General features: G+C 48.3%; 22 protein-coding genes and 1 pseudogene. 12 read left to right on the top strand and 11 right to left on the bottom strand.

Features of this window, described 5'->3' with window-relative positions:
* Nucleotides 1–4 precede the first annotated feature (4 nt).
* The 6 genes from MHI45_RS08440 to MHI45_RS08415 are packed head-to-tail and all read right to left on the bottom strand — an operon-like array spanning nucleotide 5 to nucleotide 7,396.
* The gene (locus tag MHI45_RS08440; protein WP_341118963.1) at nucleotides 5–3,100 is read right to left on the bottom strand and encodes a contractile injection system protein, VgrG/Pvc8 family; all 3,096 of its coding nucleotides are present in this window, start codon (nucleotides 3,098–3,100) and stop codon (nucleotides 5–7) included.
* A 24-nt stretch (nucleotides 3,101–3,124) separates the two neighbouring features.
* Complete coding sequence (locus MHI45_RS08435) at nucleotides 3,125–3,577, bottom strand: DUF4280 domain-containing protein (RefSeq protein WP_076113408.1); 453 nt, start codon at nucleotides 3,575–3,577, stop codon at nucleotides 3,125–3,127.
* A gap of 27 nt (nucleotides 3,578–3,604) precedes the next feature.
* The gene (locus tag MHI45_RS08430) at nucleotides 3,605–4,240 is read right to left on the bottom strand and encodes a hypothetical protein (protein ID WP_076113407.1); all 636 of its coding nucleotides are present in this window, start codon (nucleotides 4,238–4,240) and stop codon (nucleotides 3,605–3,607) included.
* Nucleotides 4,237–4,767 carry a hypothetical protein gene (locus tag MHI45_RS08425; RefSeq protein ID WP_076113406.1) on the bottom strand — a complete coding sequence of 177 codons (531 nt, stop codon included), beginning with the start codon at nucleotides 4,765–4,767 and terminating at the stop codon, nucleotides 4,237–4,239. Before MHI45_RS08425 ends, MHI45_RS08430 begins: the two co-directional genes overlap by 4 nt.
* 13 nt (nucleotides 4,768–4,780) lie before the next feature.
* Complete coding sequence (locus MHI45_RS08420) at nucleotides 4,781–5,884, bottom strand: pentapeptide repeat-containing protein (RefSeq protein WP_076113405.1); 1,104 nt, start codon at nucleotides 5,882–5,884, stop codon at nucleotides 4,781–4,783.
* A 21-nt stretch (nucleotides 5,885–5,905) separates the two neighbouring features.
* The gene (locus MHI45_RS08415; RefSeq protein ID WP_076113404.1) at nucleotides 5,906–7,396 is read right to left on the bottom strand and encodes a hypothetical protein; all 1,491 of its coding nucleotides are present in this window, start codon (nucleotides 7,394–7,396) and stop codon (nucleotides 5,906–5,908) included.
* A 271-nt stretch (nucleotides 7,397–7,667) separates the two neighbouring features.
* Between MHI45_RS08415 and MHI45_RS08410 the strand changes: the two genes are divergently transcribed.
* Both MHI45_RS08410 and MHI45_RS08405 read left to right on the top strand, forming a co-directional pair.
* Nucleotides 7,668–7,979 carry a hypothetical protein gene (locus tag MHI45_RS08410; protein WP_076113403.1) on the top strand — a complete coding sequence of 104 codons (312 nt, stop codon included), beginning with the start codon at nucleotides 7,668–7,670 and terminating at the stop codon, nucleotides 7,977–7,979.
* Between the two features lie 215 nt (nucleotides 7,980–8,194).
* Nucleotides 8,195–8,626: a hypothetical protein gene (locus MHI45_RS08405; protein WP_076113402.1), complete on the top strand. Its 432-nt coding sequence runs from the start codon at nucleotides 8,195–8,197 to the stop codon at nucleotides 8,624–8,626.
* Nucleotides 8,627–8,761: 135 nt separating this feature from the next.
* Here MHI45_RS08405 and MHI45_RS08400 read toward each other — a convergent pair whose 3' ends face one another.
* The 3 genes from MHI45_RS08400 to MHI45_RS08390 all read right to left on the bottom strand — a co-directional run bounded on the left by MHI45_RS08400 (nucleotide 8,762) and on the right by MHI45_RS08390 (nucleotide 11,979).
* A complete protein-coding gene (locus tag MHI45_RS08400; protein WP_076113401.1) occupies nucleotides 8,762–10,339 on the bottom strand; it encodes a cellulase family glycosylhydrolase in 1,578 nt (525 codons plus the stop codon).
* Between the two features lie 183 nt (nucleotides 10,340–10,522).
* On the bottom strand, nucleotides 10,523–10,960 hold the full coding sequence (locus MHI45_RS08395) for a flavodoxin domain-containing protein (RefSeq protein WP_340897166.1): 438 nt from the start codon (nucleotides 10,958–10,960) through the stop codon (nucleotides 10,523–10,525).
* A gap of 182 nt (nucleotides 10,961–11,142) precedes the next feature.
* Nucleotides 11,143–11,979, bottom strand: a complete 837-nt coding sequence (locus tag MHI45_RS08390; RefSeq protein ID WP_179091842.1) for an AraC family transcriptional regulator — start codon at nucleotides 11,977–11,979, stop codon at nucleotides 11,143–11,145.
* Nucleotides 11,980–12,143: 164 nt separating this feature from the next.
* Here MHI45_RS08390 and MHI45_RS08385 point away from each other — a divergent pair, with 164 nt between their 5' ends.
* The 3 genes from MHI45_RS08385 (at nucleotide 12,144) to fabZ (ending at nucleotide 15,736) form a co-directional block, all read left to right on the top strand.
* On the top strand, nucleotides 12,144–13,985 hold the full coding sequence (locus MHI45_RS08385) for a heparinase II/III family protein (protein ID WP_341118962.1): 1,842 nt from the start codon (nucleotides 12,144–12,146) through the stop codon (nucleotides 13,983–13,985).
* A gap of 59 nt (nucleotides 13,986–14,044) precedes the next feature.
* Nucleotides 14,045–15,187 (top strand): glycoside hydrolase family 88 protein, encoded by a 1,143-nt coding sequence (locus MHI45_RS08380; protein WP_341118961.1) that lies wholly within the window; start codon nucleotides 14,045–14,047, stop codon nucleotides 15,185–15,187.
* A 120-nt stretch (nucleotides 15,188–15,307) separates the two neighbouring features.
* Nucleotides 15,308–15,736: a 3-hydroxyacyl-ACP dehydratase FabZ gene (gene fabZ / locus MHI45_RS08375; RefSeq protein ID WP_076113398.1), complete on the top strand. Its 429-nt coding sequence runs from the start codon at nucleotides 15,308–15,310 to the stop codon at nucleotides 15,734–15,736.
* 249 nt (nucleotides 15,737–15,985) lie between these two features.
* Here fabZ and MHI45_RS08370 read toward each other — a convergent pair whose 3' ends face one another.
* Together MHI45_RS08370 and MHI45_RS08365 are read right to left on the bottom strand one after the other, a co-directional pair.
* Entirely contained in the window at nucleotides 15,986–17,614 is a 1,629-nt protein-coding gene (locus MHI45_RS08370) for a response regulator transcription factor (protein ID WP_341118960.1), read from the bottom strand.
* Nucleotides 17,611–19,362 (bottom strand): sensor histidine kinase, encoded by a 1,752-nt coding sequence (locus MHI45_RS08365; protein WP_076113416.1) that lies wholly within the window; start codon nucleotides 19,360–19,362, stop codon nucleotides 17,611–17,613. Before MHI45_RS08365 ends, MHI45_RS08370 begins: the two co-directional genes overlap by 4 nt.
* 317 nt (nucleotides 19,363–19,679) lie before the next feature.
* Here MHI45_RS08365 and MHI45_RS08360 point away from each other — a divergent pair, with 317 nt between their 5' ends.
* The 7 genes and pseudogenes from MHI45_RS08360 to MHI45_RS08335 all read left to right on the top strand — a co-directional run bounded on the left by MHI45_RS08360 (nucleotide 19,680) and on the right by MHI45_RS08335 (nucleotide 26,102).
* A complete protein-coding gene (locus MHI45_RS08360) occupies nucleotides 19,680–21,287 on the top strand; it encodes an extracellular solute-binding protein (protein WP_076113415.1) in 1,608 nt (535 codons plus the stop codon).
* A gap of 111 nt (nucleotides 21,288–21,398) precedes the next feature.
* Nucleotides 21,399–21,860, top strand: coding sequence for a LacI family DNA-binding transcriptional regulator (locus MHI45_RS08355; RefSeq protein WP_052092232.1), 462 nt, complete (start codon nucleotides 21,399–21,401; stop codon nucleotides 21,858–21,860).
* A gap of 437 nt (nucleotides 21,861–22,297) precedes the next feature.
* Nucleotides 22,298–23,221 carry an ABC transporter permease gene (locus MHI45_RS08350; RefSeq protein ID WP_083675864.1) on the top strand — a complete coding sequence of 308 codons (924 nt, stop codon included), beginning with the start codon at nucleotides 22,298–22,300 and terminating at the stop codon, nucleotides 23,219–23,221.
* A gap of 17 nt (nucleotides 23,222–23,238) precedes the next feature.
* Complete coding sequence (locus MHI45_RS08345) at nucleotides 23,239–24,162, top strand: carbohydrate ABC transporter permease (protein WP_083675863.1); 924 nt, start codon at nucleotides 23,239–23,241, stop codon at nucleotides 24,160–24,162.
* Between the two features lie 13 nt (nucleotides 24,163–24,175).
* Nucleotides 24,176–24,442, top strand: a pseudogene (locus MHI45_RS35105) (hypothetical protein); the annotation flags it as partial.
* 267 nt (nucleotides 24,443–24,709) lie between these two features.
* Nucleotides 24,710–25,111, top strand: coding sequence for an Rrf2 family transcriptional regulator (locus tag MHI45_RS08340; protein WP_076113395.1), 402 nt, complete (start codon nucleotides 24,710–24,712; stop codon nucleotides 25,109–25,111).
* Nucleotides 25,112–25,205: 94 nt separating this feature from the next.
* Nucleotides 25,206–26,102, top strand: a complete 897-nt coding sequence (locus MHI45_RS08335) for a class I SAM-dependent methyltransferase (RefSeq protein ID WP_076113394.1) — start codon at nucleotides 25,206–25,208, stop codon at nucleotides 26,100–26,102.
* The last annotated feature ends 39 nt before the right edge of the window (nucleotides 26,103–26,141 follow it).

The following is a 26,141-nucleotide window of genomic DNA, read 5'->3' as shown; positions in this document are numbered from 1 at the left end:
TGAATCAGGGATCTACCCAGTAACCCCCACCTTGAATGTTTTCATCCACTTTCCAAATGCGAATAATCTTACCACTTTCAGGATCGACATAATAAACCGTGCTCTCTTTTCCCAATGGCGCACTAGGTCTCGGTCTAGCAGGAATTGCATCTAAATTAGGGCTATCACTTGAAATAGTCACAATATGCTTACCATTGCCTGTCTCAAGCATTTCTCTTTCAGCCCGCATTTGACTATCATTATAAACAACTTGATCATCGGAACTGGATTTGTGTTTATGGTCATGGATAAGATCAATTTCACCTTTTTCGTTTCGTGCAATACTATCTGGACGAGTAAGATGTCCTTCACTTGATTCGAAGGTAACAACTTCACCAGTATTATTATCTTCCAATTTTCTACCTAATTGCTCTTCGAGTGCATTTCTACCTTTAATCTCCTGTTCTATTCCATTTGCTCTATTCTTTCTTAATTGTTCAGTTAATGCATCCCACTTTTTACGAGAAACTGGCTTTTCACCCTTGTATAGCTTCTCTTCACAATAACGCTCATACCGAGCATCATCGGCTGCTTTCTGATCTCCTCGTGCGTTTGCTTCATCAATTTTTTGCCGATAATTCTTTTTCCTATCTAGAGGTAGTCCTTCACCGCTAGGTTTACCAGCCCCCCCAGCCCGGCCCGAGTACTCTCCTGATTCTAACGCATCTTTCTGTCTTTGTCTCTCCGGGGTGAGCGGCGTATCCGGACCTTTGGAGCGGGAAGAGTAGGACTCCAGATCATGAAATTGCCAACGGCCTGCGGCGGTGGCAGGGTCGGGGGAGAGCCGCTTTACACTGATATTCATTTTTCGGGCAACACTTTGCATGAAGCCTTTGAGAGAATCCAGATTCTTTGGCAGGCGGAGGGCATGAGTCTTGAGTTTGCCGTCGCCGAGCTTGGCTATCGCATCTTTAATATTTCCGAGCCCTCTGAACAGGGGAGAGCGGACGTGGGCACCAGACCTGGGTAATTTGGGATCAGGCAGGCCCATTTTACGGGTGACGGAAAGGACCTTTTTCGAATTCCGTATTGCTGCCAGACTGGGGACGAAGAAGCTGCTGGCAATATCCATCTCAAAAAGCTCTTGTCCGCCTTGAATTCGTCCGATCTCATAACTTTCTTCTGGAGTGAGCGTCAGCGGGTTATGATACGCATTCGCTTTTTGCTGATTCCGTAAGAATTCTGCACTCCCCTCTTTGAAGCTGTCCTTGGCTTTCTCGAACTCGGCAGATACTGACTTTTCACCGGTAATGAGATCTTCTGTATAATCTACCGTATTTAGAAGCCCGGCGAAGGTGGAATTCCGTTCTTCAAGCGGTGCGACTTCAGTTCCGCCATTGAACATGCTATATACCATTCTGGCTTCCTTATCCCCTTGATAAGCGGAAAATACCATATCTCCGAAATCCACCACGTTATCCCAGAGTCCCTTTGCTGCGTCTTGTAAGCTGTCGAGGTTTCCTTCAGCGTTATTATCTGCAATTAATAGCTGGTGCTGCTTGGTCACCGCTTCGATTCCCAGAGCGCTTACCTGCTGTTCAAAAGCTGACAAAATAGGTTCCGGGTAATATTCATGTATGGAGCCCTTGAGCTCAATCTCGGAACTGACATTGTTCACTTCCTGTGCCAGATCCAGTGTAGTGGTCATTGTATGTAATTGCAGGCTGTTGGTGCCTTGAATCCTAATGTTCGCGGCATCCAGAGTGAGTTGGCTACTGGCCTGAATCCAGATCCGCTGGGTACTGTTCATGTTGACACCCAGATGGTTGTTCATCGAGATGTACAGTGCCCCCTCTTGGGCCGTCATATGCAGCTCCGAGTTGCCCAGAGACACTTCTTTTCCCTGTGGATTGGCAAAGGATTTGATGCCGGGATCAGCCGTTTTGCGGCTGTGTCGTTCGGCTGGAGACTCCATAGATCCATTTTGTCCCGGTGGGGAAAGAAGGGCAGTAGAGGTAGACGGCTTTGTGCGCACCGACTGAATCACTATTGCATCGTCTTCGTCTGCACTGGGGAAATACAACTTCACCTGTGCTCCGCGTTCGGGCATCATATACCAGACCTGGCTGCCTTCGGCAGAGTAGGGAAACCAGCGGGCATCCGCAGCATTTTGCCGGTTATCCATGTCCAAATGCAAGCGTACCTGATTGCGGCTGACCTCGAGAATTTTGCCTTCAATGGCTGCCCCAATAAGGATGCGGTTATAATTTTTTGGAACCTTGATCCCTTGCTGAATCGCACACTCATACGACCAGGTCATGAGCCCGTGAATCATCTGGCCTTCCCGCTTTGTGATGATGAACGTCTCTTGATTGCGTTCGATTTCATCTCCCAATTGAAGCATCTGATCCCATTCAAAGGTGTAACGGGTATAATCACCAATACTGGCAGTATTCCAGCCGTTGGCTTCCTGATCCAGATAAGGTGGGATACTACGCTGCATGGCAAAGGGAACACCTTCTAATTGTATGTATTTCCGTGCTTGCGGAATCCCAATCCAGATCTGTACACGTTGTGCGGTCACGTTAGGAACCAGTAGTGCGCCCACATGTGAAGCCAGGCGCTGCAGGAACGTCCAATCCGTCTCCTGATACTGCATAATGAACTGACCGGTGTTCTTCTTCCCGAAGGCTTCATCCAATTTGTCTGAGCCTTTATAATCTGCCAGCACTGCATCTACAATCTCTACGTATCTCTGATTCACTTGTTGGAAGGAACGGTTCTTGAGCTGTGTGTCCAACTTGAAGCTATGGGAAATGACATCCAGAGTCACTATAACTTCCTGATTCAAATGCTGAACGTCCACGGCATACAATTGTCCCATAAACAAGGGATACTTGCGGGCATTGTCATCCGTGACCCACAGCTCGACTTCGTCGTTACTGCCCGCTCTGGTTATCAGAGTATCGGTCTGGTCAGCTTCCATGCTTCCGGTGATCAGCAATTTGGCATGTGCTCCAAGCTCTTGGGTCAGCTTTATCTGCTGCAAGCGCAGATTGCCGTAGGGCCAGACCACATGCAGCTGATGAGAAGCAAAGCGGTCTTTTACTGCGTTGTTCATCCCATGATCTCCTTGCTGATTGGATTAAAGGTCTTGTCCGTCATCTGTAATCGAAATGATTCCGCCGCCGCCGACAGAGGGGAGTGGGGGGACCTGTGCGCCGATAGCCAAACTGTCTAACCCTGGGCAGCTGCATACTAACCTGGAGTCACTCAGCAGGGCGGGAGCCCCGTCGATCAGTACATCCTCTTTGCCCCCTGTCCATTTCGAAGCCAAGGTTATTACCGGTTCGCAGGGAGCGGCCTTCAATTTGCAGAAGCCAAAGGCATTAACTTTACTGATATTAACTCCGCTAACTGCGTCGTCGATGTTCAGGATGGGTTTGCTTTTAATATAGACCCCATGGCTGAACATTGTATTGAGTACGCCGGGGTCTGTCCCCATACTGCATTTCAGGACAGCCCCCCGGACCACAAAGCTTTGTTCACCCTTTAGCGCACCTTGCACCAAGGCACTTAGTAACATAGGCAGCAGCATATGCATCCCTCCATAGAATATATATAGTCAAGCATCAAGGTTATCCGACCAAACCGCATGATGCAGCATAGCATAGGTTAAAGGCACCCATAACGATGCATCTTCCAGCTTGAACTGGCAGCTCCCGATATAAGCTTTGCCGCGCCAAGAACGGACAAAAGCAACCTGATAAAAGGGTATGGGAGTCAACAGAAAAAGAGATTCATAGCAGCCGATTACGGCACTTTGAATAAGCAGGAATTTGTGGTTGATCAGTTTCATCTTTGAGTGATTGCGGCTCGTATGCTCTATCATCTGTTGCAGGTACGATTCTAACTGCTCTTGCTCCAATTCATGCTTGGTTGGACGCAGCCCCAGCACAATTCCATTAGTCTTGTCTTGAACAACAACACCGCCCAACGAATTGCTGCTTTGTTCTGCCCGAACTTCCGGAATCAGAGAACGGGGAAGCGATAGGGTGAGTTGATCCTCAAAAGCTTGTAGGGTGTGAAAATGCATGACTTGTCCATCCGGCAAGGTCAGCGAACCAATCGACAATCCCTCAATGGTCTCTTCTACAGAGAAGGTCATCCATTCCTGATCCTGCTCCGCCGACTCCAACTCATCTTGCAAGACTTGCTGGTTGTGCAGCTTCAAAAATAATTCATCCCAGTGCACGGTCATAGCCCGGCCCCCTTGCAGAGTTCTGCCATTTGCAGGCGATAACCGCTTAACCCCCGGCGGAGCAAGCTCTCCGCTGCCTCCAGGCTAATGATGTAATAAGGTTCTCTTATCCCTGATAATCGGAAAAAATGATGTCCCTTCACTTTAGCTGCATCCAGTACGAGCTGCTTCAAGGTATGATCGTGCGGATACCACTCGGTCTCTCCTGAAATGCCGTCCAAAGCCGGTACATGGGGAGTCCAATATAAGAACTGCTGTTGATCTTCCCGATTTATGAGATACAGTTGTTTGAACCGAGCATGCGTATTGTACAGTTCCATGATCCGTTTCATGGGATCGGAGAGCAGTGGGTTTACTGCGGCTGACAGAGGCAGCCAGTCTGTGAAATCCTGCTCTGCCGCAGCTTGCACCTCCAGTACTTGAGCCGGGGGCATTTGCGTGAAGGGGGCTTTTAAGAGAGCCATATTCACAGGTGTAAGCTCGCGGGAGATCCGGTTGTCATTCTGCAGAATATAATAGTGGCGCATGACCATGTCCTCCTTATTCGATCCATACAATGGATTGGCGCTGCGTATCACTGAGCTGCCAGTGCTGTTGGAACATTCGCGGAACCCGGGTTCCTAGCATGGAAGCTCCTTCGAAATAGGCATGCTCAAACGCTTGGACAGCCGTGAAATCTGCGGCATCCAGATTGGCATGCTCAAAGTGGATTCCCACTAAACCGGGCAACCGCAGTCCCTTGTTCCGGTAGGCTTCTCCGCTGGCCTGACTGAAGTCCACACCTTTCATATGGGCGTATCGAAAGTCGGCATCTGTAAGTAGACAACCACGGAAACTACCGTCTTCCAGATCCGCTTGCTGCCAGCGGCTCCCCACCAAGTTACAGTTGTGATACCGGCCTCCCTGCAGATGGCTGTGACTGAAATCGTTATACCGCAGGTCCTTGTCCATAAGCTCCAGATGATGAAGTGAGAGGTGCTTCAGATTCTCGTAGATGAAAGGTTCCTCTGTGCTGGCTTGCATCAACTGCTCTCTTATCTCATCCCCCTGTGGGAGGTGCTGGTCGTCGACATAGATATTTTCACTGATATCCATATACTCACCCGTGCGAATAAGCAAGCGTTCCGCTTTCAGAATTGTCTGATATTCGGGCATCCGGACAGCCTCCCCTATGGACAAACGCAGGATTGAGCTCACAAATTGATGGAATAAAGGCATTGACTCCAACAACAGCCGTTCGATGTCTGCCGGATTGAGCACACCCATATATCGCTTGCGCTCCTGCTCCAAGATTGACAGCATGGTACTTATTGGAGCATACGCCCAAGAGGCGTCATAGGTGGACTTGCAGTCCGAGTCATCCTCGTACCACGCCGTATCGTAAGCCTCAGTCATATAATGATAGGTTTGTTCAAGCACTTGGGTACGTAAAAAGGAATAGTGAATATAGCCTACGGGACCTTTCAGCTCCCGCTGCTGTATGCTGTGGATGTGGAGGCATAAGGATCTGAAAGACGCCTTGAAACCGCTGATCAGCTGGCCCTGCTCCCGGTGATATGCCGTTTCCAGCAAGTTCAGTTGTTCATCCAGCAAAGGGTTGAAGTATTGCTCTCTAAAATGCTGCAAAGCTGCTTGTTTGTCCATATTGACTGCCTGTCGCTCCTGTTAGTTCATTTTAATTTCCGTACCGGAAAAAAGTGTTTTGTCATCCAGTGTAATCTTGTTGCCTTTCCCGGACAGCTCGATTTTGGATGCAGACATATAGATGCTGCCCGATTTCATGACCAGGTCAGTGGTGGCGCTAATATTCACATTTTTACTGCTGACAATATCAATTCCGGTCTTATCGTTGATGACGATGGACATGCCGCTGCCGGAAATGACGATTTGATCCGGGGCCAGCATAATTTCTTTTCCGTATTTGGTGCGCAGCGTTTTGATCGCCGGATCTGCCATGCGGTCTGGTGCAGGTGCGGCTGCCGACAGGGACGAAGATGATTTGGCTTCGGAAGATAAAGCAGCAGGAACGGATGCAGCAGAAGTGTGCTCAGTAGGAGGAACTTCTCTTTTCACCGAGCTGATGGCATACCCTTCTTCCTCTTTATAACCGGGGAAATAGATGCGGATATGATCGCCTTCTTCCGGCATACAGTACCAGCCGGTGTTGTCTGCTGATGCGTAGATGGTTGAGTAGGGGAACCAGTAATCGGTATTCGGATCCTGCTGGTCATCCATATCGAGTGAGGCGCGGATTTTGTCTCCGCGAACACTGAGTACCTGTCCCTGAATCGAAGCGCCAATAATAGAACGGTTGTAGTCTTTAATTGGCCGCAGTCCACTGCGCGGCGACAGCTTGCACTTATGGACAAGCACCCCTTCTTGCATTTCCGACACTACCTCGGCCACCAGCAGAAGACGTCCTTGAAATTTGACCTCATATCCTGGCTCAAGCAGTCTATTCGTTACCAATTCATATTGGATAAAGTCCGCATCCCTCACCCCGGGAATATGATTGTCAGTGGCAGTCTGGTAAGCGCCGATCCGCTTGCTCACTTTGAAGTTGGGCGATAGGATCTCTCCCTTGCTCAAGCCCATGGGCAAACCGAAATAGAACTTGGGCACCCCATAACCGACTGCAGGAATGAGAGGGGAGTAAAAGTGAGAAGCCAACCGTTTGAGGAAATTCCAATCCGTCTCATCATATTGCATGATAAAGGTGCCAATCGGCTGCTTGCCGCTGGCAACATCCATGGTCTCGGCATGCGGATAAGCGGACATAATGCTCTCAATAAGGCCGGTGTATGTAAGTTTGGGATTCTGGAAAGAGCGTTTGTGGCGCTTAATATCCAGTTCATAAGTATGGGAGATGGCTTCAACATTCAGGTAATGAACACCATTCACCACCTTTTCTTCAACATTCAGGGCGAGACCCCGAAATAGTGGGTGGCGCTTGCCGTTCTCATCCGTAATAAAGGCTTTGACCTGAGTTTTATCATCCGACGCCCGTACGTACAGTTCCCGATTGTTCTCGGATATGATTCCAGTGCAGATCATGATGGCATGCTCATTGACGGTTTTGGTAATTTTCAGTTTATGAAGACGCACAAAGTCATAGGGCATGATCTCGATCTGACCGTAAGTCACGGTGTGTTCCATGGGCAGCCTCCTTCTGGGCAATATTAATGTAATTGCTTGATTATCCAGCATATGTATTTATCGGTGCAACGAGGATATTTATTTACATAAAGCTCCATAGATTGGGATATTTGTACTTCGAATGATCATTCTATTAATGTTTGTTAACTTAAACATTAGAACTTCTAAACTTCTTGACAATTAGTTCTTTGTGGGTTAGTATGAGGATAAGAAGCTTCTGAATGCTAGAAGAAAAGCAAAATATACGAAGGTAGGAGAGGTGCTGTTCATTATGAAATACGATGGAAGTCAGGCTGGCACAACAGCGGTGTCCAAGATTCAGATGTATCTCACAGGAAAGCCGTTTAACCGGAATGAGGCTACACAGATACTAGAAGGCCTCAAAAGCTACAACAGGAACCGCAAGTATAGGGAAGAACTTACTGGATCATGTGAGGAAATTTTCAGCTATTTTAAATTCAAAACAAAAAACAGATTTACAGACGAGTTAGCATATGACAACTTCTTTAAGAAAAATGGGATTACCGATTATGCAACGCTTGAGATTCAAGCAGAAGACTACTACGAACGCTACAAGCTTTAAGAATTATAATCACTTTATCCCCGGCCTACGTGTGAAAACCTTGAGAAATCAAGGTTTATTTTTTATAGAGAACTATAGAATGTAAGTTTAATCTTTACTTTTTATTGCAACTTCTAAAGTTCAGAAGTTTTTTTGATTGTATGCATACTTTTTTACTTGTATACTTAAGGCGAATATAGGATTGTGCAATTTATAAAGAGTAGGAGTTGATTAGAATGAGTGGAGAACAATTTAGCTCAAACGCTGAGGAAATCAGATATTATATTAAACAACTGCTTCAAGATGGTGCGATACATGGCATTGAAGGAATGCGAAGTTATGTTGAACGGCATTCTTCCAACAGTGCGAAATTTACTACTGGCATGTATACAGGGGCAATACGTGATCTTGTGCGTAATAGCGGGGGGCATTATGCCAATCCGGTTCGGGGCGGCTATCAATTGGTTCAAGAGCCAATCGTGAAGTCGGCAGGCTCCGAGTTGCGTCAAAATGTGCTTACCGTGATCGATAATACATGTGAATCTCTAACAGAAGCATGCACGATTAATATCATTGGACTTTCGCAGGCGGAATTAGCTGTCGCGAATAAGGTAGCTGATCTAATTGCCTATTTGAAATCAGCCGCTGATGAAATTCGGCAGGAATAATAAGTCCTTAATAAGTCTGCAGTCGAACTACAATAGAAAAGCGGCGGTCCTTCGGACCCTGCCCGTCTTACAGGCAAAGGCCGAATGGGCCACCGCTATAGGGTTACTTCGTACCGGGTGATGGAAAGTCACATTTTAAGGCCGAATGCCGGATATGAGGATGCCGTTCTTGTGCAGGGTAACATGATCCCATGGGCTGAAATCCACTTTGCTTGGGTCAAAGGAGTAGTCATTGGCTTCGTTAAAATTGCTCCAGTCGCTTTTATGCAGGCGCAGCTGGATATCTCCGGTCTGTCCCCCGGCAGGAAGACTGCCTGCGTTTGAACCAAAGGTGAGCTCCACATAGGAATCAGCGGAAGTGCCGCTGAAGCTGCCGAATGCGGTAGTGATGTTGGCTGCACCGATTTGCGCCCAATCAATAACGGCATTTAGCGATTGTGTCCCATCCTTGGTGAAGTAATAACGTATTTGTAAGTCACTTAAGCTGACTGCGGAGGGCCCATTGTTCTTGATATTGAAATGGGGTTTGATCTGGTTGTCATTGATGTTCGTATCCGCAGCCCGGTAGTAGAGGGCAAGTCCTGTGGGGGCTGCAGTTGGGGTAGGTGTAGGTGCGACGGTTGCTGTTGGTGACGGCGTTGTTGGGGCTGGAGTTGGGGCTGGAGTTGGAGTGGTTCCATTGTCGGGAACAGGTACGTAACCGGGCGTTGTATAGATTCTGTTCAGAACAGAGGTTGCCTGTGTGCCGTACACACTGTTCACAACGGTATTTCCCCATTCCGAGAGCGTGCCTGCCGGACCGCTGGCCAAGTCCAGATATTCGACACCGCCGCCATTACCGTACCAGGACCAGGCCAGCCAGCCTACTCCTATCTGCTGCGAATAGCTCATGATCGTCGCTTCATCAACATCGCCGCTGGTGTGCTTGTACCCAAATTCTCCAATAATAACCGGCAGACCGAGGGCCAGAACACTGTCGATATTACTTTTGACTGTTGTGGCTGTGCCACCGGCATACTCATACATATGAATGGAGAAAATCGTATTTTTGAGCGGATCGGAGCTAAACACTGCATTGCCGCTGTTGAAAATCGAACCTGGATATTGTCCCCAACCGGCGGAATCCACGACCAGCGTATTTCTGATTCCCGCGGCCCGGAGGGCAGGAATGGCGGATTGATAGCCGCTGGCCCAGGTAGCCGTACTCCAGGAACCAAACCATTCGTTGGCAATGTTGACGATGACCCGGTCTTCCTTGCCGATCAGCGCATCCTTTATGCTAATCCAGTAATTTACGGCAGCGTTCAGATCAGAGATGTTGTCTGAACCAGTGGCATCATGAACTTCAAGCATAGCGGTCAGCTTGTACTCATCGCACAGCGCCAGAATATGCTGGACATCTGCCACACTGTCGAGGGACCATTTGCTGCCGTTCGAAAGCACGATGCGAACGACATTGGAGCCGGTGGCCGCTATGGCCGGAATGGCCGTTTCCAGGTCGTTTTTGTACCAGGTATGTGCATGGTTAATGCCTCTCATTACGAAAGGGCTATTGGTTGCATCGTACAAACTGGAACCGCTTACATAAAATCCTTTGACTGATGTGCCTGCCGCTGCTGCCTGCTTCTGAGGGAGTGAGAGGGAGAGGATGAGGACGCAAGCCAGAGCCACTAGACTAATGCTGCGGAACGAAAATAATTTGCCGGATTTCATTCATAGTTCCTCCTCAAATGGATATTGAACTTGCTTCGGAAGCCAGCACTGCCGAAAGAAATGGAGAATTCAACTGAAGGTTACTCACAGAAGCATAAGTTAGGCTTGCAGCATCGATCACCTCCCATATATATCCAACATAACATAAAAAGGTTTATATGGGAATGTTTATAGATTTGTATTTTAATCTTCTTTGAACTTTTCGGAAAATGCTTTTATTCTATCTACGAAAATTCCTTTCAGCTGATCCGTGCCTTCCTTCGGCGCGGCATAGGCCTTATAACCGCCAAAGGATTCAATGCAGACCGCTGCTTTTTTTAGTTCCTCAGGAAAATTCGCCTCGATGATTTCTTCCGTTTTTTTTGGCTTTTCGTTGCAAATGTAGTAACCCACACGCTTTTTCAGCAGTTCGGTTTGATTTTTTTTGATGAAATCGCGGATCGGTTTATACAGCTTTCCGTCTCTTACTCCAGCTCCAAGAATAACACTATCAAATTCCTCCAGGTTTGGTATCCCGGAATCAATATTGCAAAGCGTACAGTGAGAAAGCTCTTCCGAAAGGATTTTGGCACATTGCTCTGTGGCTCCTGATTTTGTAGCGTATAAAACGACTAATGACATTGTTCCGCACCCTTTCAGAAAAATATGTTGGATAGACGAGAAGGTTATTTGACGATTATCTAGATTATCAAGATATATTAATTCTAAGTATTGATCGAAACTTTGTCAAGCAAGGTGCGAGGTGTATGGTGAAGTGGACTTGCTCCGCTGCTGCAAAGACACAGGCTAGATGGGCCGGTTTCTCAGGTGCTTCTGCTATATTTTCCGGGAGAAACTCCGGCAATATTCTTAAAGGTGCGGATGAAATTGGCATAATCATTAAAACCGGCCAGGTAGCAGGTCTCGGATACTGATTTTCCTCCAGCTAGCAGCTGCTTGGCCAAAGCTATTTTTTTTAGCAGTACATAGCGGTAAAGGGTGCCCCCGGTTTGTTGTTTGAACAGGTGGCTTAAATAGTATTTATCAACGGCCAGCTCACTGGAAACCTGCTCCAGCGAAAGGCCGGTATGCAGATGGTTGTCGATATAATGGATTGCCGATTCGATCAAGGCGGAAATAATGCTGGGAACCGGGGAATGCGACTTGTTGTAGAGACCATTGATGAATACCAGCAACTGCACAAGATAGGTCAGGGCGAGCACATCGCTGCCATACTGCGGGTGGTTTAACGCATCAATCAGCCGGGAAGCCAGCCGCATATATTCATTCAACTGAGGTTCGTCCATATGGGAAATGTTCTGCTTGCCCGGTTGATGGTTTTGGAAACAGGCCAGGAGATTCGTCTCCGCGGTACAGAAGGGATACACCAGCTCTGCTTTGAAATGGATGGTTACCCGTTCATAGGGTCCCGGTGACAAATTGATGATTTTATGGATTTCTTGATTATTGAATACCAGCACAGAGCCTCTTTGCAGCGGATAGCAATACTGGTCCACGAAGCCGTTCACTGTTCCGTTCAGAAAGAGGAAAATTTCATAATGGTCATGAATGTGAAAATCTTTTGTAGGCGATAAGGGTGAATTTCCGATTCCCGCCAACAAGGGCGCGGCAATTTTCTCATAATACTGGGAATGTTTCATAAGTTTAACGGCCTCCACATATAGCAATATTCGCAAGAAATCAAACATTAATCGCAAAGAACTTGCATTACTATAAAGGTAAACTAGGAGGGGAAATAACTCAATACGGCAGACAGTATTCGGTTGGGTGATATGAAGGGATGGACTGATCAGGAGGGTTAATAATGCTCGAAATCAAGGAAATAAAACAAATGCTGCTGCGCACGGAATCGTCCAAGCTGTATCTGGCTGATTATCCGGAGCTGCTGAGGCAGAAGGTGCTCGGTTCGCCGGCCTTGCAGCCCATGCTGGCAGAGATCCGGGCGGAGGCTGAAGCGCTGCTGGCGACAGCGATTCCAGAGCTTTCTTACACATTGTTTCGGATTTATTTCGAAAGAGGCACCCGGATGGAGTATGAGACGGTCTATTTCAACAGGAGAAACCGGCTGAGAACCTTTGGGCTGCTGGCATGGCTGGAGCCGGATAACCTTGTGTTCCGTGATGCGCTGTGCGATACCTTATGGGCAGTCTGCGACGAGTATACCTGGTGCGTTCCGGCACATCTTGCCGGTGAGGCGGAGAATGATCCCGCGCTTCCCGAAGGTTCGATTGCAGCGGGCAAGGAAGTACCGGCAGCCACAATAGATCTATTCTCGGCGGAAACCGCTTTTGCGCTTGCAGAATTACTGCATCTGCACGGGGATAATCTGCCGCAACTTGTACGTAAACGGGTCATCTCCGAGGTTCTTCATCGTGTGCTGACTCCATTCACCGAGCGCAGCTTTTTTTGGGAAGAATCCAAGCATAATTGGGCGGCCGTCTGCGCAGGTTCTGTCGGAGCCGCAGCATTGTATATCCTGGACAATGCCGAGGATACGGCGGTCGTGCTAGCCCGTGTACTTCCTGCGATGGACAGCTTTCTGTCAGGCTATCCTGCTGATGGCGCGTGCACGGAGGGGTATGGTTATTGGCAATACGGATTCGGATTTTATGTTTATTTTGCGGATCTGCTGAAGACCCGGACCGGTGGAGCACTCGATTTGCTGGCAGAACCTAAAATCCGGCAAATTGCCATGTTTCAGCAAAAAGCATTTCTTGATGATTGCCATACCGTGAGCTTCTCCGATACCCGGACAGTAGCAGGCGTGTTTATGGGCTTGTCCCACTATCTGCATGCCCGGTTTGAAGAGGTTGACATACCGTCGCGCAGTTATGAGGCCGCTTACATGGAGGATCATTGCTACCGCTGGGCTTCGTCGTTACGCAATCTGATCTGGCAGCATGGGGAGACGGAGGGACAGCCATGGAGGCCGGCTTCCTACTACCTGCCGGAAGCGCAGTGGTTAATTTCCCGGCATGAATCGCAGGGACGGCGGTTTGTATTTGCCGCCAAGGGCGGGCACAACGATGAGCCGCATAATCATAACGATGTCGGCAATTTCATCCTTTTTGCCGAGGGGACGACACTGTTAGCAGATATGGGGTCCGGGCAATATACCAGCGGATATTTCGGCCCGGAACGCTACAATATTCTGTGTAATGCAAGCTTCGGACACTCTGTTCCAATCATCAACGGAATGGCCCAGTCGCCGGGTGCGCAGCACCGGGCAGCCGATGTTCAGATGGAGAGCGGGGAGCAGACGGAGACCTTCTCGCTAGACCTGGCCCAGGTCTATGCGGATAACAGCTTGCTGCAGCTGAAACGCCGGTTCACATGGACCAAAACAAGTCAGCCTGTACTTATGCTGGAAGACAGCTACCAGTTTACTTCTCCGCCCGAATCTGTTACGGAAAGATTTATTACCCCGCTGAAGCCGCGGATTGAAGAAGATGCAGTCATCCTCTCTTCGGATCAAGCCGGTTTAAGGATTGTCTTTGACAATAAGCTGCTGGCCCCGGAAATCCAGGAATTGCAGCATAAAGCTCATCGTGGACGCCTGGTAACCTTTTATGCTCTTGATTTTGCGGTGCTCCGCACGGAGCAGAACATGAAGCTGTCACTGCGCTTTGAGTTGTCCGGAGGATAACGTCCGCTCTCTTAAGAGCAGTAAGAATACCTACTAAGAAATAGGGAGAGGATCAGAAGATGGAATATCATTTGACAACCGATGACCGGCAATGGCTGGAGGGAATATGGGGGAAGATCCGCAAGAAAATGGCTGTGGAATGTGAGAGAATCGGCACGGAAATCCCATTTGAAGCCGAGAACGGCAAATATATAGATATGGGCAAGCAGGACATTTACTGGTGGACCAACGGTTTCTGGCCGGGAATGTTATGGCAAATGTATCATGCCACCGGAGAAGAGCTTTACCGGACCACTGCGGAAGGCGTGGAGGCCCGGCTGGACGAGGCGCTGGAAGGCTTCGAGGGATTGCATCATGATGTAGGTTTCATGTGGCTTCATTCCGCCGTTGCGAACTACCGGATCACCGGGAATGAAAAGTCGAAAATCCGCGGATTGCACGCCGCGTCGCTGCTGGCTGGCCGTTACAACCCGCTGGGACAATTTATCCGTGCCTGGAATTCTCATTCCGGGAATGATTGTACAGGCTGGATTATTATTGACTGCATGATGAATATTCCACTGCTCTATTGGGCCTCCAAGGAAGTCAATGATCCCAGATTTAAAGCGGTTGCCATCCATCATGCGGACACTGTGCTGAAGACAACAATCCGTGGTGACGGTTCTTCGAATCATATTGTCATGTTGGACCCCGAGAACGGGGAGTTTATCGATAATCCCGGAGGTCAGGGGTTTGACAGCGGTTCTTCGTGGAGCAGAGGCCAGGCATGGGCGGTCTACGGGATGGCTCTGAGCTATAAACACACTGGAAAAACGGAATATCTCGATGCAGCAAAGCAGGTAGCCCATTATTTTATCGCAAATGTTGCTGAGACCGGCTACATCCCGCTCGTGGATTTCCGCGCTCCGGCGGAACCGGTATGTTACGACACTACTGCCGGGGTATGTGCGGCTTGCGGTCTGCTTGAGATTGCCGGGCATGTCAGCGAATACGAGAAACCGCTGTATATCCGCTCCGCCATCAAGATCCTGCAGGCGACCGAGCGTAAATACTGCAATTGGAATCCTGAGGAGGATTCGATTGTCAGTGGCGGTACGGGAGCATATCATAGTGAAATCAAAGAAATTCCGATTATTTACGGAGACTATTTCTTCATTGAAGCTGTGTTGAGATTGCTGGATAAAGATATTTTCATCTGGTAGAACTGGGCTTCAGCCTATAACTTTTATAAAAATGGGAAGCAGTGAGAGTTTAACTCGCTGCTTCCTCTTTTTTATAATGTGGTAAAATGGTAATGATTTATAACCGGAAGGAGTCTTTCTATGTTTGATATAAATAGAATCAAGGAGCTAATCCCGCACCGATATCCATTTTTGTTGGTCGATAGAGTCATCGAGCTTGAAGAAGGAAGACGAGCGGTAGCGATTAAAAATGTGACGATTAATGAGCCGTTCTTCACGGGGCATTTTCCCGAGTACCCGGTTATGCCGGGGGTGCTCATCGTTGAGGCCTTGGCACAGACCAGTGGTATTGCCATGTCCAATTCAGAGGAAGACAGCAATAGAATTGGACTGTTGACGGGCATCGACAATTGCCGTTTCAAACGTCAAGTAAAGCCGGGGGACCAATTGCGGCTCGAATTCGAAGTTACCCGGGTGAAGGGACAGATTGTCAAAGGCAACGGAACCGCCACCGTCGATGGAGAACTGGTCTGCCAGGCGGAGATCATGTTTGCCTTCAGCAGCAAATAATTGTGAGTGATGCAGTCTCGCCAGAATAAGGGGATGTCCCATAAGTAGATTTTCTACGAGCAGAAGTCGATTGACGGCAGCATTACAACACAAACATGTGGTTTTCTGGAGTATCTTCTTCCAGAGAAATCGCTCCTTATTGAAGTGGTTGGGTGGTACCTCCATTTTACTAAAAGGGCGATTTTTTTTGTTTTTTTAAAAAGAAATCAGAAACAATTCCCGCTTAAACAATAGACACCCCCGCTTTGCCTATGCTTTGTAATTATGCAGTGCTGGCGGCGCCTGCTGTTCCTTTTTATATTCGTTGGGTGAGAGGCCGACCTCTTGTTTGAACAGCTTGGAGAAATAGGAGTAGTTGTTGTAACCTGTTTTATTGGCAATAGTATAGACGGACATATGGGTCGTTTCCAGCAGATGCTTGGCGGCTGCGATCCGGACTTGAATGACATAGCTGCCAAGGGAGACGCCGGTCTCTCTCTTGAACAGCCGGGCCAGATAATCCGGATTGAGATAGACGATTTCCGCCAAGTCATTGCGCGTCAGATCATCCCCGTAATGCTTATGGATATACTCCTTGATCTCTTCGGCAATGGAAGTGGGCTGTGCAGCAAAGTCACGGTATTCCATGGCGGTGTTGACCAGATACTTCAGATATTCCTCCATATCCTCAATGGAGCTCAGCGAATGCATCAGCAGCTGATCATTGGTTTTGCCGGTATACAATTTATGCGCCTGTATCCCCTTCAGCTTCAGAAAGGAATACACAAGCTGCACAATATCCAGCCGGAATAAGCCCAGGACAGAGGTGTCGATAGCTTTGTTGCTCAGCATATGGTTCAGATGCGAGATGGATTCTCCAAGAAAATCGGCAAGCTTGTTCTGATTGAGCAGCTCCTCCAGATGTGCCAGATCCGGCGGAAGGTAGAGTGGTTTATTTTGCCGGGAGTACGCTTCCACGGAGAAGGTCTGATTTCGGCATTTGGTCAGCTCCTCATCCATAGTGAGCAGTTGTTTGAGAATTGTCCCGACCTTACTTAGTGTGCCAGGCAGGCCGATATTGCAGCAGACATCGCATTTTAAGTAGGGACTGGCTTTTTGGATAAAAGAGGTACTGAACGCCCTAAGCACCCCGGCGTCCTCCGGCGGGTCGTTCCATTTTAATATGGCGATCCAGTTATAGTCTTTAACTTCCAGGATGCTTTCTATGGAGAAGCCCGGATGGTTCAGCAGTTCGTACAGCACATTCAGCAGCGCAAAATCAAACAGGCCTTTTTCTTCTTTGCCCATGCTTCCATTGTGGGGAAACACGTTGAACAATATGGGCTGCAGGAGATCTTCCATTTGATAGGACAGATTCTGCTCTTCAATTGCATGGGCGATGTCCCCCGGTTTAAGCGGGAAGGATGTGCTGCTGCTGACCAGCTTGCGCCAGAAATGCTCAAGATTTTTCGCTTGATTCTTTTGCCAGAAGTAACCGCCCCGAATCGCCTGCTCGTTGCTTTGCTGCTCCGCTGCCCGCACGACAGCTTTTTGAATGATTAGCATCAGCTTGTCAAATTCGATTGGCTTGAGAAAATACTCAAAGCTTTGCAATTCGATGGCCTTCTGCGCATAATTGAAATCAGCATAATTGGTAAGCAGGATGGCTTGAATACTGTAATTCTGCTCACGAATCCACGCCAGAAGCTCCAGTCCGCTCCCCTGCGGCATTTCGATGTCCGATATCAGAATTTGCACCGAATGCTTCTCCAGAATTTCCTGCGCTTGCGCCACGTTATTGGCCGTATACACAGTTTCGATATTCAGCATTTTCCAGTCTATTTTCTTCTGCAAGGCGGCAATTACGTAATAGTCATCATCCACAAGTAATATATTCATAAGCTTCTCTCCATTCCTGATGATAGATCCGGCTGATCCGGCAGGGTCAAGGTGATAACAGCGCCGCCTTCCGGCAAATTGGAGAAGCTGACGGCCGCTTTTTTAGCATAAAGGTATTCCAGGCGCTTAAGGGTGTTCATGATGCCGATATGTGTGCCTTTCGTCTGATCCAGCGGCAATCCGGAATGAAGTTTCTCCAGAACCTCCGGCGGAAAGCCCGGTCCGGTGTCAGAAATTTGGATAATAGTCAGCTCAGTGTCTTCCTCGTCCGCGCAACGTCCGACGGTAAGCTTAATCTGCACTTCCGAATCTCTGGAAATAGCATATTTAATGGAGTTCTCAATGAAGGTTTGCAGCACGAGCGGAGGAATCATCACGCTGCCAGCCTGTTCAGCCATCTCGATATGATAGACGAAGGCATCCCGGTAACGTTGGCGCTGAATTTCCAGATACATCCGCACATGCTCAAGTTCATTCTCCAGCGGAACAAAATTCTCGCCGTTCTGGAATAAATAGCGGAAATACTTAGAGGTCGACATCGCCATATCCTCGATCTCCTGATACATTTGAATTTGCGCCATGCTGTAAATGCTGGTCAGGCAGTTAAGGAAAAAATGCGGTTTAATCTGCTGCTTCATATAGTCCAGCTGGATTTGCTGTTTCTCCAGTTCCTGCTCGTACATGGCAATTTTAAATGTTTTGATCTGCTCCACCAGGTCTTTGAACTGGTCATTTGCCTGTTCCAGCTCAATAAGCTTGCTGCTCTTCAGATCCGCCGGCTGCCCGTCTTCATTAATGCGTGCCAGATTCTCGGAGAAGCTTTGGATCGGGCCAAGTACCCTCCGTTTGAAAAAGAGCATAACGACACATATCGTTGAGGTGACTATGAAGAACAGCAGCATAATGAGCAGCTGGGCGATCATGATTTTCTCAAAGGCTCCGAATTTAATAACCATCTCAGCGCTAAACGTTGTACTCGTGAATTCACTACTGATCGTGGTACGGGGCTGCAGCCGATTGAAAACGCCATCATTGTTCTGAAGCACTTTGCCGCTGTTGGAGACCGGGCTGGTAAGGCTGATGCCGCTCTCATCCACGAGGGATGCATAACCGTTGGCTCCCAGATTGATCTGGCGCAGCGGGCGGATCAGATGATCCGCCGAGATGAGACCGATGAGATAGCGGTTATAATAGGGAACAATGTTGATCACATAATATTTGCCGTTTACGAGGACAGGCGTCCATTTGGAATAAAACTTCTCGTACAGCTCTTTATCATCTATATAGGAAATGATCTGTTTCTTGAGCTCCCGATAGTCGGTATAGGTCACGCTGATCGGTGCGCAATTCAGAAAGTAGGACTGATTCTTTAAATAGTAGAAGAAGTTATACTCCAGTCCGTAGTTTTTCTGCAGCTCGGTGAACCGTTTATGCAGGTTTTCATTTGATTTTAAGAACTCGATGCTGTTGATCCGGAAAGCGTTCATCGTGTTGAGGCTTTCATCATTGGCCAGTGTCCAGCCCATATAGTGATTAATGTAAGCAAAATCATGATTGATCCGGTTGATATAGAGGTCAGCGGTATCCTGCAAATACCTTGTGGACTGCTGCTTGACGATAAAAATAGAAGCGATGCTGATTGCCAAATCCAGAACAAGCACGGAGAATGAAATCAGAAGCATAACTTTTACATAATGACGAACAGGGTACAGTTTGGTTGCTGCTTTACCTGAAGTTGTATTGGCCATAGTTCCCAAATCCAGTATCCTTTCCTGCGCAGCCATTTCTATGAATGCGTTTTTATAAGTAACAAAATCATTATAAAACCTTTATATGAAAAAAACATAAGAACAAGATGCCGTTTCGGCGCAAAGTCCGGAAAGCGTAAACAAAAGTCTGGAAACTGTTATTAAAAAGAAGCCGCGGATGATTTTGCAGCTTCAATATTTTGTAAGCGGATGCAGAAGTCCGAATAAGAGGTTCAAAGTGTCCGGAATGCTGAGCGGCAAGCAGGTATGATTAGAACTGCAAAGAGGAGGCATATATCGAAATGGGGGATTATGGAATGGGTGAACAGAGCAAGAAATCATCGGTAAAGAAATGGATGACCGGTCTTCTGGCAGCCGTAATGGTCATGGGACTTGCCGGCTGTGGCGGCAACAACAAGGAGAACAATACCGCGGCGACCGAAACGGGCGGGTTCAATAAAGAGGGGCTGCCGATTGTAAGCGAGCCGGTGACCCTGAAGATTCTGACTGTCCGCTGGGGCAGTATGGGCGATACTTTTACCCAGAACCAGTGGCTTAAGGATTTGGAGAAGAACACCAATGTGAAGATTGACTGGCAGGTGATGTCATCCAACGACTGGGCCGAGCAAAAGTCCATTATGTTAGCAAGCGGCACACTTCCGGATGTGGTACTGGGGGATCAGACCTTCTCCGATTCCGACATCGTCAACAACTTAAGCTACTTCCGTCCGCTGGATGATTATATTGATCAGTATATGCCTAATCTGAAAGCGGCAATGGAAGAAACGCCGGATATGAAGAAAATCAGCACTTTCCCCGACGGGAAAATCTACTCTCTGGCCACAAGACTGCCCTCGCGTCCAAAGAGCTCGCGCCAGCCTGTAATCAACAAAACCTGGCTCGACAAACTGGGTCTCGAAGTGCCGGATACCCTTGATGATTTATACAATGTATTGAAAGCATTCAAAGAGCAGGATCCGAACGGAAATGGCAAGGCGGATGAAATTCCTTATATTGAAGTGAGCAATGACCTCATCAGTCCTTTCGGGATCACCGATCTGAATACCAACAACATGCTGGTTAAGGACGGGAAAGCAATATATTACCCTACTTCGGAAGCGTTCAAGGAAGGCCTCAAGTGGGAAAATAAACTCTACAACGAAGGCTTGCTGGATAAAGAGCTGTTTACACAAGACGACACCATGAGATCGGCCAAATTCCAGAGCCCGGATGCTCCGGTTGTAGGCTTCTCGTACCAATGGACTCCCGATGCCGTATTTGGCAAATGGGGAGATCAGTATGAAACCATTCCGCCGATTGCCGGACCGGATGGCAAACGTTATACGATCGGCAATCCAATCGGGATGAATCTGGCCCGCAACGAGCTGCTGATCACCTCTTCCTGCAAAACACCGGAAATCGCTGCCCGCTGGGCCGATCAGTTCTACACCAATGAAGCAAGCATTCAGAATTTCTGGGGAGCTATCGGCACTGTTATCCAGAAGAACGATGATGGTACCTATACGCTCATGGACCCGCCAGCCGGAACCAGCGCGGATGCCTGGTACTGGGATCAATCGCTGCGTGATTTCGGGCCGAAATATGTAAGCCCGTCTTTTGAAAAGAACATCATGCTGAGCAGCGAAAGCGGCGACGGCTTGAAGCTGCAGCTCGATAAGCTGGGCAGCGAATACGTAACAACGCCTTTCCCTAACGTAATGTACACTGCGGAAGAATTCCAGGAGCTGCCTACCTTGACCACCGATATTGATACCTATGTGAACACCATGCGGGCCCAATTTATCAGCAAGGGCGGAATTGATGATGGCTGGGATGCATATGTGAAGAAGCTGAATGACATGGGACTTGAGAAGCTGATCAAGATCCGTACTGAAGCTTACGAACGTTATATGAGCGTAAAATAACTCTTTTTGACTCCACGAATCCGCCCTGCGCAGCTCACTAGCGCGGGGCGCATTATATTCATGGCTCAGCAAACAAGGGATATGAAGTCCACTATCTGCAAGGAGGCAGTTATGACAGTTACACTTAAGAAAGTGGCCCGTAGAGCCGGAGTTTCTCCCTCCACGGTCTCCCGGGTATTGTCGGGCCATCCGAATGTTAAGGAGGAGACCTCCCGCAAGGTCAAGGAGATCATGGAGGAGCTGGGCTATACCCCGAATATCATCGCACAGAACCTGGTCTTAAGGAGTACCAACAGTATCTGTGTTCTGCTGCCGAGGCCGGCCGAGAAGCTGTTCTCCTACCTGTTCTCCATGGAATGCATGAGCGGGATTGTTGCACAGGCCAGCCGTCTGGGCTTCGATATCCTCATTGCTTCAGGAGCAAATGAGCAGGAGGAGCTGGAGGTTGTCTCCCGTCTCCTCAAGGGAGGGCGGGCCGACGGTGTGATTGTGCTCTCTTCCCGCAAAGAGGACGCCGTCATTCAGTTTCTCAAGTCGAATAGCTATCCGTATGTACTGTTCATATCGGAATGAAGGAGTGAGCGGAATCAGGTTGTCTATTCGATTTATGTACGCAATCACAGTGAAGAGGGAACGTTCAAGGCAGTAGAAAAGGATCTGGAACGCATCCGGGATTTAGGCGTGGATATTGCCGCGCCTGTCATACTGGAGCTTGAACAATAAGCAACACTCAACGATCCCGTGGAACGTCCGGCACACTACCCTGTGCCGGACGTTTTTTTGCTGGAATAGTGAAAGTCCGGAAAACAGCAGGGAAAGTCCGAATACCCTATGGCTTCCCGTTCGTCACGGAACTGTTCGGCATTTTGCCGCAGAAACGAACTCTAAAAGTCCGGTTAACGCGCCTTATATGTCCGGTAGGCGCAAAAGCAGAGGCGATATACTGAAAGCAATTAAACAGATAAACAGAATCAGGAAGCGGATGCTTACAAAATTTTAGGGGGGATTTCATGAAATCCGGTCAAGCCAGTCCGGCATGGGCATTCGGACAAATGAAACGAAATTGGGGACTGTACCTGTTACTGCTTCCCGCTGTGGTGCTTACATTATTATTCGCCTACAAACCGATGTATGGGGTGCTCATTGCTTTTAAGGATTATAGTCCGGCGATGGGTATAAGTGACAGTCCATGGGCGGGATTCAAGTATTTCGAGAAGTTTTTTAATTCCTATCAGTTTTCATCGACGATTAAGAATACATTGATCATCAGCTTGTACAGCCTGCTTACGTTTCCAATCCCGATTCTGCTGGCACTGATGGTCAATCAGATGCGGCCAAACCGGTTTAGACGTTTTTTCCAGACCGTGTCCTATATGCCGCATTTTATTTCAACTGTTGTTATGGTTGGGCTGATGATGATACTGCTGTCCCCAAGCACCGGGCTTGTCGGTAATCTGTACAGTTTGTTTGGCAAAGAAGCCCCTGATCTGATGGGCTCCTCCAGCCTGTTCAGCAGTGTCTATGTCTGGTCGGATGTGTGGCAGCATGTGGGCTGGGACAGTATTATCTTTATCGCCGCTCTGTCTGCAGTGGACCCCAGTCTGTACGAGGCCGCTACTGTAGACGGTGCAAGCCGCTGGCATAAAGTCCGCTATATTGATATTCCGATGCTGATGCCGACAGCGGTTACACTGCTGATCCTGCGCGTCGGAGGGCTGTTGGGGGTTGGCTTTGAAAAGGTCTATCTCATGCAGAACGATCTGAATGCCACTTCAAGCGAAATTCTTTCAACGTATGTCTATAAAATTGGTCTGCTCAGCAGCCAATACAGCTTTTCCTCGGCGGTCAACCTGTTCAACACGGTCATTAACTTTATCTTGCTCATTATCGTCAATCAGATATCCAAAAAACTCAGCGAAAACAGCTTGTGGTAGAAAGGAGGAACTTAGACATGGGAGTCTTGGAACCTGTAGTGGAAGAGAACATGGGAAAAATAAAAAACAACCGTTCCTCGGACACGGTTATGGAATATGTAATGTATGCCATTGCGGTGGTCTTTCTGATCATCCTGATGTACCCGCTGTATTTTATCATTATAGCTTCGTTCAGTGATCCTTCTGCGGTGGCGGGCGGACAGGTGTGGCTGTTCCCCAAAGGGTTCACCTTTGATGGTTACAAAGAGCTGCTGCGGCATGAAAACATTTGGATCGGGTACCGGAATACAGTCCTCTACACGGTGGCGGGCACAGCCATTGGGCTTGTGGTCAATATCTCGGCGGCTTATGCACTGTCCCGGAAGGATCTTGCCGGACGAAAGTTTCTGTCGCTCTTCTTCATCTTTACGATGTTTTTTAACGGCGGTCTGATTCCGACCTTTCTGACGATCCGCGATTTTCATATGTACGATACCTTCCTGGTCATGGTGCTGCCTTTTTCAGTAGGCGTTTATAACATTATCGTTGCGCGTACCTTTTTTCAGACCAGCATTCCCGGAGATTTGTGGGAAGCAGCGCAGATCGACGGCTGCGGGAACCTGCGTTACTTTGCCCAAGTGGTACTGCCGCTCTCCAAAGCTATCATTGCGGTGCTGGGATTATGGATTGCTGTGGGCTACTGGAATTCTTATTTTAATGCGCTGATTTATTTGAAAAATCCGAACCTGCATCCGCTGCAGCTGATTCTCCGCAACATTCTGATCACCAATCAGATGCAGTCGGGCATGGGGACAGGCGAAGCTGCCCAAATCGCGCTGCGTTTGGCTAATATGATGCGCTATTCCGTGATCATCGTTGCCACCGTTCCAATTATGTGTGTGTATCCGTTTGTGCAGAAGTACTTTAATCAAGGGGTTATGATCGGCGCCGTGAAGGAATAGCACTTTTGGCACGGAGCTGATAGCCTGTCCGGTCACACAACCGGTAGACAAGCAGACAGGCGTTGCCGAATTCAAGGCTTGGCTGCCGGAAGGGGTCTGGGTGGGTTACTTCAGCGGGAAAGTATATGACAGCGGATGGAGGCTGTTTCATCCTGCCAGCGGTAATACAGCAGTTGTGCCGGAGCGGTTATCCTGGAAGCTGTCCTTTGTCGGCTTCTCTCATAAATGTGCTTCTTTAATCAGGTTGAGCCCTCATCCTATCATAATTGCATCAGCCTGAAATCCGTAGAAGCGGGCAGCGGGCGCGGACAAGCCGCATGAATTTTGCGGGATCACGCAAAGGGGAGGCTGGAAGGCTGCGCCTGATTTGGCATAGCCGAAGTTTTTACAAACACAAATAAGAAACCTATTAGTATTCTCATTAATAATCTCAGCATGTTATAATCTGGAATACTTCGCAAATATGCTACATAACAGTGACAGCAGCTTGCAATTCGCTTAAATAAAGGCTATTATAGACTAATAAAGTCTTTGATTGAGGTGGAAGATGAAATATTCAAAGGCAACAAATTATGCGCTGCATACGATGCTCTTTCTGGTGGCGGCTGCGTCTGACAAGCCGGTAGGCGTACAGCAGTTGGCAGAGCGGCAGGAGGTTTCCCCTACGTATCTGTCCAAGATATTGACCAAGCTGGTGAAAGCTGGACTGATCGAGTCGGCATCGGGTGCGAATGGCGGTTATCGGCTCAAGCGCAAGAAGGAAGACATTTCATTTCTCGACATCATTCATGCCATTGAAGGCACCGCCTCGTTGTTTGATTGCACGCTAAATCATCCCAGCGAGTGTCTGATTCAGCAGGAAATGGTGGAAGCCGAACGGCGGATGGAAGATTATTTGCGGAATAAAAAAATCTCCGAGCTTGCTGCACAGATAACGGTGGCTTTATAACCGCCGTTATTTTGCAATTAAATTATAGATATAATAAGTCTGTTAAGTCTATTAAATGCGGGCTAAATGATATTCAAGAAAGGGATGAGCAAAGATGGCAAAAGATTTATTTGATATTCAATTGTGGGAGCAGGCGTGGAAGGAGGACCCCTCATCCACGGCCAACCAGATGAAGCGTGCTGGCATTGATCCCACGCATGGGTTCGATCATAAGGCCAAGGTGTTTGATGAAGAGGTATTCAGTGAAGGCGGAAGACGCAGAAGCGAGCGGATTATCGGCTGGATGGAAGGGCAGGGAGTGGATTTTGCTGGACTCTCCGTGCTGGATATCGGTGCGGCTTCAGGGGGCTTCAGCGTACCTTTTGCCGAGCGCGGGGCCAAGGTTACCGCTGTTGAGCCCAACGTACCGCTGGCTGATTTATTTGAGGCCAATACAGCCCGTGTCAGCCCCGGAAAAGAAAAGATCACCTTAGTGCGGGAAGCATTCGAGGACCTTGACATAGCTGCAATGGGCTGGGAGAAAGGGTTTGATCTGGTATTCGTCTCCATGTGTCCGGTGATCATTGACTGGGATAGCGTGGAGAGAGTGCTGAGCTGTGCCCGTCAATATTGTTATATCAGTACTTCAGCTGGGAGCAGACAGCATAGTCTTATTAATGAGGTAATGCCGCTGCTGACCGGGAGGGAGATGCACCCGGATTCCTCAGATATGGCGTATTTGAACCATCTTCTTTACTTGAAAGGGTATGCCTATGAGTCCATTGTGACACGAGAAATGAAAAGCACCGGACTTTCCGTAGAGGCGGCAATTGAAGAGGTCTTGCAACTGTTGAAGACGCATCATCTGCCTGCCCACGAAGTTTCCCGGAATATTGTTACGGATTATATACGCAGCACGTATCAGGAGAAGAAGGTAACGGTTCAGCAGGGCGGGCGTTTCGGTAAGGTGCTGATCCGGCTGCAGGATCAGAATATGTACAGTAAATCATAAAACGTAGAATCAACCGCTTCTAAGGTGTATTTTCCTTGT

The sequence above is a fragment of the Paenibacillus sp. FSL H3-0321 genome (assembly GCF_038002865.1).
In the GTDB taxonomy this organism is placed as follows: Bacteria; Bacillota; Bacilli; order Paenibacillales; family Paenibacillaceae; genus Paenibacillus_AQ.
Note: the sequence above shows the minus strand (reverse complement) of the source record. Positions and strands in the feature narration are given on the sequence as shown.